Source organism: Pseudomonas simiae, assembly GCF_000934565.1.
In the GTDB taxonomy this organism is placed as follows: domain Bacteria; phylum Pseudomonadota; class Gammaproteobacteria; order Pseudomonadales; family Pseudomonadaceae; genus Aquipseudomonas; species Aquipseudomonas simiae.
The window spans coordinates 4,043,170-4,052,626 of sequence record NZ_CP010896.1; the positions used below are offsets into that span (position 1 = coordinate 4,043,170).

Consider the following 9,457-nt stretch of genomic DNA (forward strand, 5'->3'; position numbering starts at 1 on the left):
CGGACTACAGAGCCAGGTACTGAGTCCTTTTAATTCATTAGAACTTGTCGGCGGGAAGCTCGTTTCCAGCTCCCGCCCATCTCACAAAGCTGGGGTCATATAGGCCACCTTTCCAGTTCATCGCCGCGGCAATTTATTATGCAGCGAACGTCTCAATTAGCCCCTCCGCGTCAAGGAGCTCTTGAGCGGCCACCAGCGCCTCATTCATCTGACGATCCAAAGCTTTTCGTATGGAAGACCGCCACCGATAACGAGTCGATTCCGGCTTGCCGTCGTTATCCCAGTTGGCTATGTCATACCAGGCAGCCGGCAGCACCGCGGCGGAGCGCTTGCCCTCGGCCCCTGCCACTTGCGGAATGGCCCAGGTCAGCACAGCGCATTCCCGGAAGCGTTTCGGCGCCGGCGTGCACACCGAGTTAAGCAGCTCAAGAATGGCGTCGTGCTTGTGCTCCTGATGCGTTGAGTACTTCGCAACGAGCACCCGCCAGTGAGCCGGGGTCAACGTCTTATGTAGCCGACCGAACACCCAGCAGTCCTGCAGAAATGCTGCCTCCTTGCCGACAATCTCCCCCTTCTGCTTGGCACATTGCACCTTCGGCTCAAAGTCGCAGCCGCCGGCGGAACTGATGGTCTCGGCCGCGAGGGCTCGAACTACTGCTGAAACAACGTTGCGATAGGTCATGCGGCTTCACCTTTTTTCAGTTCTCTGGTCTTTGCTCGGTATTTGGCCTTGATGGCCTTGATCTCTTCCACGGTGTACTTGCAAGCCGGGTGAAGGCCTTCCAGCCAAGACACCTTCTCGGCGCCGATGCGCCGGACTAGGCGAATGCGGTACTCCACGGCGTTGCCGGAAAGGTTGCGATTGCACTTCACACACTGGCGGTGGATGTTCAGCGGCTCGAAGCGCAGCTCAGGGCAGGCGCCGACGGATCGGTAGTGCCCGGCATCCCACCGGCTGCCGGTCATGAGGTCGTTGTCGTTCGGCGTCGAGTCGCAGCTGATGCACGGTAGGTGAGCGTCACGCAGGCGCACGTACTCGTTCACAGCGGCCTGGGCTTCACGCAGGTGGTCCGCCCTGCTCTTCAGCTTCTCCTTGCGGACCTTGATCTCGGCGCGCTCGATCTGGTCCAGGGCCTTGCGAGCCTTCGGCGCGTGGCGCGGCCCGTCGACGAGTGCGCACTTCGGACTGCATACGGCCTGGCCCAGGCGCGCAGGCACGAATGAGGCCCTGCACGTTGCGACACGGCACCTCTTTGGCTTGGGCGGCTTGCGCTCAATCGTCATGCAGCCTCCTTGAATGCTTCGAACTCGGCCATTTCGGTCAGGCGCTCTTCTGTGAGCGTTGGCCAGTCATGCAGCACCAGGTACGCGCAGCACTGCCGCCAGAAATCTTGGAATGTCTCCTCCCCCATCGAGTCGTAGGAAAGGCTGCGGGGGATCTTGCGGGTGAGCTGGCCCAGGCCAGGGATGTCGAACAATTCCTCGTCGCAGTACACGCCCGACTCCAACTGCAAGGCCTTGATCGCATCATGCGATTGCTTCCCGGAAAACCGATCGATGTTCTGGCTCAGCACCCGGCCCAGGCCGTGGACCAAGCCGTTGAACCGTGGGTTGCGTGGCTGCTTGAGGTCGGCGCGGATCTTCGCGTTCATCTTGAATTCACGCTCGCGAAGGATCGACCGGTCGGCGTCGGAGGACGGTACGAACGCGGCGACCTCCTTGCCGGTGGCCGGATCTACCAGGCGCCGCAGCACTAGGTACACAGGCATTGGGCGGGGCTTTGTCAACCTGGTCATATCAAAAGCCCTCCTTTCCGCGCTGCGATTCCCATTCGAACGGAATAACAATCACGCCGCCCTCTCGGAGCCGATCAATGCAGCGGTCGCCGATGGCATCCGGTAACGCCTTACCGTCGAGATTGGAAACAATCACCGTGGGGCGCACCTGCTCGTATCGGCCATTGATGATTGCGAAAAGCGTGGTCAACTCGAAGTCGCTGGGCTTTTCCTTGCTGACGCCGATCTCGTCCAGGATGAGCAGCGAGGGGCTGATCAGGGTCGAAAGGATTTGACTTTCGCTCTGGTCGCTGGCGCGGTCGTAAGTCGCACGGATCGCCTGCAGCACGGAACCTATGGTGCGGTACACAGCGGTTGCGCTTGATTTGGCCATGATTTCATTGGCAATCGCCACGGACAGGTGCGTCTTTCCGGTACCGGGTTTGCCCAGCAGCAGCAGGCAGCGGCCTGCCTCGGCTATCTGCTTAAACTCGGCGGCGTACCGGCGGCAAGTGTTCAACGCCTTGCGCTGCTCTGCGGTGGTGGCGATGTACCCGTCCAGGGTTTTACTGGCGAAGCGCTTGGGGATCAGTGCGGCACCGAGCTTGCGCTCCATGGCCATACGTAGCTCCATCGCCTTGTTCGCCAGCTCGGCGACCTCAGTCTTCTCGCGTGAGATTCGGCTGCACTCAGGGCAGGCGCTCTTCAGCTCCTTGCCCAGCACCGGGAATACCTTCTGCTCGAAAGCACCGTGAATCTCACAGCCTCCTGGCTGGATGCGAGTTCCCGGCGGTAGCTCAGGTGCGGGTTGCTCAGTTCGCTCAGATCGCATAGGAACCGTCCTCACGCTGAATCAGGCTATCGGTGTAGTTACGGTCAGCAAAACCGGTGTGACGAGACTGAGGGGCCGGCACCGGTGCGGATTCAGCCAGACGCTTGATCACCCAGGAAGCCTTGAAACCCTGCCAGCCGGAATTCAGCGCTTCGGTGATTGCATCGTCTGCAGTGATCCCGGCCTCGGCGCACTTGGCCAGCTCGGTGTTCACGGTCGCCCAGACGGTGGCGGTCACTGCGGCGCGCTTGGCTTTGCGCTGTGTCAGCCAGTCGGCCAGCAGTTGCTCAGGGACATTGTGCGGGTTGTCGGCCAACAGCCGCGCCATGCCGAACGGAGTTTTGCGATCAGGCTTCGGAGGTCCGGCTGGCTCTTGGGGCGGATTAATCTCTTTCGTAGAAAGAGTTAATAGGGGTTCTTTCTTTGTATAAAGAAGGGAGTGAGCAGTTTTGGTCTCACTCGCAGGCGGTCTCAGTGAGACGATATTGTCTGAGTGAGACGTTTTGGTCTCAGTGAGACTCGGTTGTTTTTCTTCGAAGTAAGACCACTCGCGCACAGGCGCGATGCCGATATCCCCACGGCTCCCGCCAACGCGAAAAATGATCCGGCGCTCAAGGAGGTGGCTGATCGCCTTCGACGTGACGTCACGGCGCAAGTTGGTCTGTTTGCCGATATCGTCGGCAGTCAGGCGTTTGGTTTCTAGTTGATAGCCGATTGTCTGGCGTGCAATGGCCATGAGCACGCGCAGCTCACGCGCTGGCAGGTCAACCGTAGCCAATGCCTCCATAAGGCTATTGTCCATACGGGTGAATCCCCGAGGGTTGTGTAACGCAACAATGTTTGGCATGATTTCTCTCGCATAAAGCTGTTGAAGAAGCCGACCTCGTACGTCGGCTTTTTTGTGTCTGAAATTCAGGCTGCCTTCACGGACGCATCCATCACGTCGAGGCTCTGTCGAACGTGATTGATCTCCTGGCGGATCAGGCTCTTTTCAAAAGTGCTGACGTGGTTGTCGTCCAGCGCTTCGTGAACCGCGATCGTCAGGTCGGCGACTTCCTTGCCCACGTTGATCAGCGACTTGGTGAGCGCTTGCGGCTCCGGCGCTGACTTCGATACCAGGTCAAAGCCGAACTCATTGGCGAGAGCCAGCAGAGGGCGCATGTCGCGGGTGTGCAGCAAGATCCCGAACAGGTGCTCCACGGTCAGGTGGTGAGCCTCGTTGTCCGGGTTAGCGCGCTGAAGCAGGCCAACGTGCGGAATACCCATCTTTGCAGCCAGGATCTTGGGCTCATTGCCCTTCACTGCTGCCTGGCATGCATCTAAAAAGTCTTCCATTCGTAAAACCTCAAATTTGTTTCCGTGGCGCCCTGCCGATGCAGAAGCGATCATTTGCTCTATGGATCGGCGGACATCAATGTCAGGCGGCCTGCGCCTTCTTTGCTGCCTTGAATCTGCCCTTGGAGAGAACCTGAATCTGGTACTGCCTGGATTCGGGAATCGTTTCTCCCCACATGGTCACTGCGCTTGGACGGATACCCAGGGCCAGCGCCAGCTTTGTCTTGCTGCCGAAGAATTCGGCGACTTCATGCGTATTCATTGCGAATCCTCGTTCGAATCTGACGTAATTTAAGCATGCTTAAGTTATGACATCAACGGCGTTTAAGGCCTACTGCATGCTTAAATTCAGTTAACTTAATATTGAGTCCATGGAAAGACATGAACGCATCGCCCGCGCCATACAGATCAGCGGTAAAAAGAAAGGAGAAATTGCATCGCTTTGCGGCGTTGCAAATTCTGCCGTTACGCAGTGGATCACCGGCGAGAGCAAAAGCCTCAGGCCGGAGAACCTTTACGCACTGGCAAAAGCGACTGGATTCCGAGCTGAGTGGCTGGCAATCGGTGAGGGTGATGAGCGGGATGCTTCAGAATCGAACGTCTCCCCCGCCGCGCAACCCACCAAATCATTCCGCTATCCGGTAGTGAGCTGGGTTGCCGCCGGCGCCTGGGCGGAAGCAGTAGAGCCCTACCCGGCTGGAATCTCGGACACCTACGCATTTTCGGAGTACGACTCCAAAGGCCCAGCGTTTTGGCTGACAGTCAAAGGTGACTCGATGACAGCGCCCGCCGGCCAGAGCATCACCGAGGGCACGCTAATCCTAGTGGACACTGAGGCGGAGGTTGCACCAGGTAAGCTGGTCGTGGCCAAGCTACCGGACAGCAATGAAGCCACATTCAAGAAGCTGGTCAGCGACGGCGGACGGCTGTTCCTGAAGCCGCTGAACCCTAGCTACCCCATCGAGGCCGTCGACGAGAACTGCCGGATCGTGGGCGTGGTTGTGCAGGCGCTACAGAAGTTTTATTGAAAGCGGGCCACTGCGAAAGCACGCAGGCAAAGCGGCCAGCAAAACCGGACACGCACTGTGTATCGAACATGGAAGAATAAGAATGCCTGAGAGCATTACAGCGATTGAAATCGTCCGGCAGAGTCATCAGGGATATTCTATAAAGCCTTTCATTGTGCGCGGGGACGATGGTCTTCCATACTTCGTGAAAGGTCTCGATAAGGCCGGTGGATTTGCTCTGATCTCAGAGGCGATTGGCGCTGAGCTTGGCAAGGCGCTAAACCTACCAATACCTCCTTGGCGCTTGATGCACATTCCACAAGACCTCATTGCATTCAGTGCAATCCCCAACGTTGGGGATCTTGGAGGAGGGCTTGCATTTGCCTCTCTCGCAGTAGAAAACGCCACTGACTTCAGTCTCAGCAATATCAATCGAACTCCCGTAGACCTCAGAAGACGAATTCTTCTATTTGATTGGTGGATCCGTAACGAGGATCGGTGCCTTGGGGATCGCGGCGGGAACGTCAACCTGATCCTGGACTCAAACGGAGATCTCGCCGTAATCGATCACAATCTCGCGTTTGACAGAACGTTTGACTGCGATGCATTTATGGAGGGGCACGTTTTTCGAGAGTGTCGGTCATTCTTCAGGGATTTGGTCGTTCGTCAGGACTGCGAGCAAATGCTTGGCGAGGCTATGAAGAACTGGGGTACGATCACGGCCCTTTTGCCAGACGATTGGCTGTATCGAGATCGCGACCACATCGACGAAACAGAGCCCACACTGGCGGAAAGACTGCAAATGCTGGAAGTGTTCAAGGACGAGCGGTTCTGGGGAGCGCTATGAAGTACATATGCAACTATTCAATTCTGAGGTTTTTGCCTTACCCTGAAACAGGCGAATTCGTGAATATTGGAATCGTGCTGATTGCCAATAATGGTGACTTTCGCTTCAAAATTGAGAAAAAAAGACAGCGCATCACAAATTTTTTCCCCAGTCTCGAGGCAAAAATATTCGTCAGGGCTCGCAGGGAAATTGATGTAGAACTAGCACGCCTTAGTGGCTTTCTCACCGTTAATCGTGAAGATATCTCGCTGCTACTCTCAACCTTCAAGCACCTGATCCATCCTCGTGAAACGATGATGAGGTTTAGCGATCCCGGCACGATGGCCACAGATAACGCGGACCAAGCGCTTGCTACTCTATTCGACCATTATGTAAACCACAGCTTTGCAACAAAGGAGTATCAGGAAACGGTATTAGAGCGCCAGCTTGGAAAGCTGCTCGCAGCCTCCAACTTAAAACAGCGCTACAGCGAGCAGAAGTTAGGTAATGCTGATTACCCAGTAAAATTTCCGTTTGTGCTGATGAGTGGTACCGAGCCTGTGCAGGCCCTAAAGCCTATCCACCTGGGGCACGATGAGTCTTCTAAAATCATTGAGCATGGCGACGCATGGATTTCGAAAATAAGACGTTTGAGTGCTGCAGGGCAACTCGCAAAAGATACCCTTTTTATTGCGGGACCACCTGAAGAAGGCAAGCCGAAGCTACTTAAGGCGTATCGCGAAATCGCTGAAGAGCTGCAGACCTTTCCGGGTATACGCGTCACCAGCTCGGCGGAGGGAAAGTCAGTAATAATTGACCAAATCAAGCAAGGCATTCCCGATACGCTTCACTGAAAACCTAAGCCCGGCCAAGCGCCGGGCTTCTTGTTTCTCCACCTTGAGCTGATAAAATCTGCTCCCCTCTCGAATGGACTCGTTTTTCATGCGCCTATCCTCGATGCCAATGGCCTTATGCGCCATCTTCACCTGCACTTCCTTAACAGCCCAAGCCGACACCAAAAAAAGAAAGAGACATCTACTGCGCGGCCTACTACGAAGTGCTTTCAGTAGCTGGTGACCAGCCAGACATAAGCCGCAGTCAGTCCTCAAGAGCCTCCTATGTACTATTGGTGCACGCTGGCTACACCCCGCAGGCCCAGGAAGAAGTTGCGCAAAAAATGGTGGAATTGCACAAAGAGACACCAGGGCCGATGACGCCAGCTAGTACTGCCAAGCTGCGTGAAAAATACGACGCCGAATGCAAAGTCCTTCTGAAGGCCGCCTTGTGAATATCCTGGTGCTTGTGAGAGCCGATACCCTGGCAGTAGCAGCATAAGCAGCCATCATCGAGCCCGGCCCAGCGCAGGGCTTCTTGTATCTGGTGATCCCCCTACTCTGCTATCGTGGCGCCCTATGATCGCAATGGAAGCATCGAAGCATGGACTCACGGAAGACCCTGGCGATCGCCCTGCTGGTAGCGGTCAGCACTCAAGCCGTATCAGGTGATGGCGCCAACCCTATCGCTGCCGCGATATTTCTCACTATCTCCGCGCCAACCATTTTGATTGGGGCGACCACATCCCTCACGACCGAGCCGCCAAAGGTTTTCAAATCGGCGAAGACCGACGCTTTGGCGTTCATTGGGTCGGATGGAGAAATTCGCGGCGCACAGTTTGAGCAAGCATCCAGGCACTATCGATTGAGCTATAGGTCGCCCCTCATGTCCGATATGCAACTCGCCAAGGCAATCGCGACGTCCTACTGAGCACAGCATTTCACATCCCTTTCACAGTCGGGCGCTTACGGTTACCCCAGCTCCTAGAGAACATCCCTTTAAGCCCGCTACTCCCCATCGCGGGCTTTTCTTTGTCTGTGATTTGCTCGCGCTCCCAAGCAGCCGTCGACTACTCTTCCAGCATCAATGACTGGAGCCAAAGCTATGCCCCATCCCGAATATTCTCTCCCGGACACCCTTGAGCGAATCTATGAGAACCAACTCGCCCTGGAGGCTGCACTAATGGAGTTTACGCTGCTCGTCGAAGAACAAGGCAATGCCGAGGTCGGCGGCAACGTACGTGGCGCTTTGGAGACGATCGGCGAGAATGCCGGGTATATCAAGCAGGGCTTGGCAAAGCTGAAGGCCCAAGGGCCGGACTGACGCCCTACCCGATCTGAGCCCACCATTGAGCGGGCTCTTGCTGCCTATCATTCGCCAAAAAGCCGCGTCATCCTCGGATCACCTTGAGGCGATCTCGGCCGGCATCTGTGATCGCATTCTCCCCTTCATCGCTGATGCGATAACGACCGGACAGCATCTTCGCAATTGAAAACCTGACCAGCCCGCTTCTGGACAGGGCCTCGCCTACTTCAAAACTCATTGCCTGCTCCAGGTCGAAGATTCTTATCTCCCCGATTTTGTAACGGGCAAACGCTACCAGGGCTGCATCCAATTCTTCTTTCTTGACCTGTCGAGTAACGTCCATTTGACCTCCATGCCATGAGTGTCCCGCTCCGTGGTCTACCAAGCGACGGACCGGGCAACTTGTCGAAAGCGGACCGTACTACGCGCCTACTTGGGTCGCTACTGGCTTTCTATCCAGGCCAGTCAGTGAGCGAGCTTCTCTATACCTGCAAATTTGCCTGACGCGACCCTGCCCCAAAACTCTTCGGCAACAGAAATATGCATTTATGCATGAAACTTCTTGCTACCCTATTGCCAGGATATGTCAGTGCAAATACTGTGTATGAATACAGTATTCGCAAGGAGCGAGGCATGATCCAGCCACCCTACCCCACACCTAAACCGAGAAATTCCTACGAGCTTGTTGGTCACCGCCTGCAACGCATAATTGCCTCTCCTCGAGTACAGCGGGTTCAGTTGGTCGAGGTTTCCAGACGCGACGACGAAAGCCCTGAAGCCTGGCGCCAGGTCATCCAAGACATCGGCGACACCGCCGGGATAAGGATCGAGCATCTGGATGACGGCGCCGTCAGGATCGGTTGGCGTGAGTACTGCGATTCTTAAATGAGCCCGCCAGTGAGCGGGCTTTTTATCACCCTCAAGTTTCAGCAATCTGAATTATCTATTTCAGCATGCTTGACACTTTTATTTCAGCTTGCTTAAATTCAACTCAAGCCAGCAACGAACACCGCCGGCCAGCAGCGAGAGCTGTGCCGCTCTTTAGCGAAACCCTTGCCGGTTCACCACCGGCCCAGATTCAAAGGCAGCGATGAACCGGCCTAAACGGTTCAGAGGGTTGGCAACTGACCCGGGCGTGCAGCGTAAAGCGCCAAGAACAGTTATCCAGCGGGAGAACAAGCCGAAAGGCCCGCGGCTGGAAGAACATTTGATTCAAGCCGGTGACTGACGCCAGTAGCGGGTCACGGCCCACCCCAAAAGATTTGAATTAGCGATCCCGCTAGCCTCGGCTGGGAACGCCGGACCTCATGCACCCTGCCCCACTCAGCCAGGGCATTCAGAGCTGTAGCGTGCATGTTGTAAGGACCTGTGATCCACGGCGAACAGATGCTGTTTGACGCTGTGAGTAGGAAGCTCGAAGCCCACACCGAAGACGACCGGCCAGCCCTGCAATCAGCAGCGGGCAACGGGCCACACCGCTGACGCAACAACCCAGGCCGTCGCCAGTAGCGGGCCTGGGCCCCCTTCCCCACCTCTATTACGT

The 9,457-nt window shown here is 56.2% G+C and carries 14 protein-coding genes; 6 read left to right on the forward strand and 8 right to left on the reverse strand.

Annotation, left to right across the window (positions count from 1 at the left end; all coding sequences use genetic code 11):
- Positions 1–136 precede the first annotated feature (136 nt).
- The 7 genes from PF1751_RS18170 to PF1751_RS18200 all read right to left on the reverse strand — a co-directional run bounded on the left by PF1751_RS18170 (position 137) and on the right by PF1751_RS18200 (position 4,204).
- On the reverse strand, positions 137–682 hold the full coding sequence (locus tag PF1751_RS18170) for a hypothetical protein (protein ID WP_044287502.1): 546 nt from the start codon (positions 680–682) through the stop codon (positions 137–139).
- Positions 679–1,284, reverse strand: coding sequence for a recombination protein NinG (locus PF1751_RS18175; RefSeq protein WP_044287503.1), 606 nt, complete (start codon positions 1,282–1,284; stop codon positions 679–681). The genes PF1751_RS18170 and PF1751_RS18175 overlap by 4 nt, the downstream gene beginning before the upstream one ends.
- Complete coding sequence (locus tag PF1751_RS18180; RefSeq protein WP_044287504.1) at positions 1,281–1,796, reverse strand: hypothetical protein; 516 nt, start codon at positions 1,794–1,796, stop codon at positions 1,281–1,283. Before PF1751_RS18180 ends, PF1751_RS18175 begins: the two co-directional genes overlap by 4 nt.
- A 1-nt stretch (position 1,797) precedes the next feature.
- Positions 1,798–2,607, reverse strand: coding sequence for an ATP-binding protein (locus PF1751_RS18185; protein WP_044287505.1), 810 nt, complete (start codon positions 2,605–2,607; stop codon positions 1,798–1,800).
- Positions 2,597–3,454: a replication protein gene (locus tag PF1751_RS18190; protein ID WP_044287508.1), complete on the reverse strand. Its 858-nt coding sequence runs from the start codon at positions 3,452–3,454 to the stop codon at positions 2,597–2,599. The genes PF1751_RS18185 and PF1751_RS18190 overlap by 11 nt, the downstream gene beginning before the upstream one ends.
- 65 nt (positions 3,455–3,519) lie before the next feature.
- Entirely contained in the window at positions 3,520–3,942 is a 423-nt protein-coding gene (locus PF1751_RS18195) for a phage regulatory CII family protein (RefSeq protein ID WP_044287510.1), read from the reverse strand.
- An 82-nt stretch (positions 3,943–4,024) separates the two neighbouring features.
- On the reverse strand, positions 4,025–4,204 hold the full coding sequence (locus PF1751_RS18200; protein ID WP_024075251.1) for a Cro/CI family transcriptional regulator: 180 nt from the start codon (positions 4,202–4,204) through the stop codon (positions 4,025–4,027).
- Between the two features lie 109 nt (positions 4,205–4,313).
- On the opposite strand from PF1751_RS18200, the gene PF1751_RS18205 reads away from it, so the two are divergent.
- The 5 genes from PF1751_RS18205 to PF1751_RS18225 all read left to right on the forward strand — a co-directional run bounded on the left by PF1751_RS18205 (position 4,314) and on the right by PF1751_RS18225 (position 7,932).
- Complete coding sequence (locus PF1751_RS18205; RefSeq protein ID WP_044287511.1) at positions 4,314–4,970, forward strand: LexA family protein; 657 nt, start codon at positions 4,314–4,316, stop codon at positions 4,968–4,970.
- 82 nt (positions 4,971–5,052) lie between these two features.
- Entirely contained in the window at positions 5,053–5,796 is a 744-nt protein-coding gene (locus tag PF1751_RS18210) for a HipA family kinase (protein ID WP_044287512.1), read from the forward strand.
- Positions 5,793–6,629 (forward strand): DUF3037 domain-containing protein, encoded by an 837-nt coding sequence (locus PF1751_RS18215; RefSeq protein WP_044287515.1) that lies wholly within the window; start codon positions 5,793–5,795, stop codon positions 6,627–6,629. The genes PF1751_RS18210 and PF1751_RS18215 overlap by 4 nt, the downstream gene beginning before the upstream one ends.
- Before the next feature lie 583 nt (positions 6,630–7,212).
- Complete coding sequence (locus PF1751_RS18220; RefSeq protein ID WP_044287516.1) at positions 7,213–7,539, forward strand: DUF2388 domain-containing protein; 327 nt, start codon at positions 7,213–7,215, stop codon at positions 7,537–7,539.
- 174 nt (positions 7,540–7,713) lie between these two features.
- A complete protein-coding gene (locus tag PF1751_RS18225) occupies positions 7,714–7,932 on the forward strand; it encodes a hypothetical protein (RefSeq protein ID WP_042570972.1) in 219 nt (72 codons plus the stop codon).
- 67 nt (positions 7,933–7,999) lie between these two features.
- On the opposite strand, the gene PF1751_RS18230 is transcribed toward PF1751_RS18225, so the two are convergent.
- Positions 8,000–8,257, reverse strand: a complete 258-nt coding sequence (locus PF1751_RS18230) for a hypothetical protein (RefSeq protein ID WP_044287517.1) — start codon at positions 8,255–8,257, stop codon at positions 8,000–8,002.
- Between the two features lie 290 nt (positions 8,258–8,547).
- On the opposite strand from PF1751_RS18230, the gene PF1751_RS18235 reads away from it, so the two are divergent.
- Entirely contained in the window at positions 8,548–8,799 is a 252-nt protein-coding gene (locus PF1751_RS18235; RefSeq protein WP_044287518.1) for a DUF1654 domain-containing protein, read from the forward strand.
- The last annotated feature ends 658 nt before the right edge of the window (positions 8,800–9,457 follow it).

Coding starts and splice junctions, on each gene's coding strand:
- PF1751_RS18195 (WP_044287510.1), bottom strand. CDS start 3,942: ATGGAAGACTTTTTAGATGCATGCCAGGCAGCAGTGAAGGGCAATGAG.
- PF1751_RS18205 (WP_044287511.1), top strand. CDS start 4,314: ATGGAAAGACATGAACGCATCGCCCGCGCCATACAGATCAGCGGTAAA.
- PF1751_RS18235 (WP_044287518.1), top strand. CDS start 8,548: ATGATCCAGCCACCCTACCCCACACCTAAACCGAGAAATTCCTACGAG.
- PF1751_RS18180 (WP_044287504.1), bottom strand. CDS start 1,796: ATGACCAGGTTGACAAAGCCCCGCCCAATGCCTGTGTACCTAGTGCTG.
- PF1751_RS18185 (WP_044287505.1), bottom strand. CDS start 2,607: ATGCGATCTGAGCGAACTGAGCAACCCGCACCTGAGCTACCGCCGGGA.
- PF1751_RS18200 (WP_024075251.1), bottom strand. CDS start 4,204: ATGAATACGCATGAAGTCGCCGAATTCTTCGGCAGCAAGACAAAGCTG.
- PF1751_RS18170 (WP_044287502.1), bottom strand. CDS start 682: ATGACCTATCGCAACGTTGTTTCAGCAGTAGTTCGAGCCCTCGCGGCC.
- PF1751_RS18190 (WP_044287508.1), bottom strand. CDS start 3,454: ATGCCAAACATTGTTGCGTTACACAACCCTCGGGGATTCACCCGTATG.
- PF1751_RS18220 (WP_044287516.1), top strand. CDS start 7,213: ATGGACTCACGGAAGACCCTGGCGATCGCCCTGCTGGTAGCGGTCAGC.
- PF1751_RS18215 (WP_044287515.1), top strand. CDS start 5,793: ATGAAGTACATATGCAACTATTCAATTCTGAGGTTTTTGCCTTACCCT.
- PF1751_RS18175 (WP_044287503.1), bottom strand. CDS start 1,284: ATGACGATTGAGCGCAAGCCGCCCAAGCCAAAGAGGTGCCGTGTCGCA.
- PF1751_RS18210 (WP_044287512.1), top strand. CDS start 5,053: ATGCCTGAGAGCATTACAGCGATTGAAATCGTCCGGCAGAGTCATCAG.
- PF1751_RS18225 (WP_042570972.1), top strand. CDS start 7,714: ATGCCCCATCCCGAATATTCTCTCCCGGACACCCTTGAGCGAATCTAT.
- PF1751_RS18230 (WP_044287517.1), bottom strand. CDS start 8,257: ATGGACGTTACTCGACAGGTCAAGAAAGAAGAATTGGATGCAGCCCTG.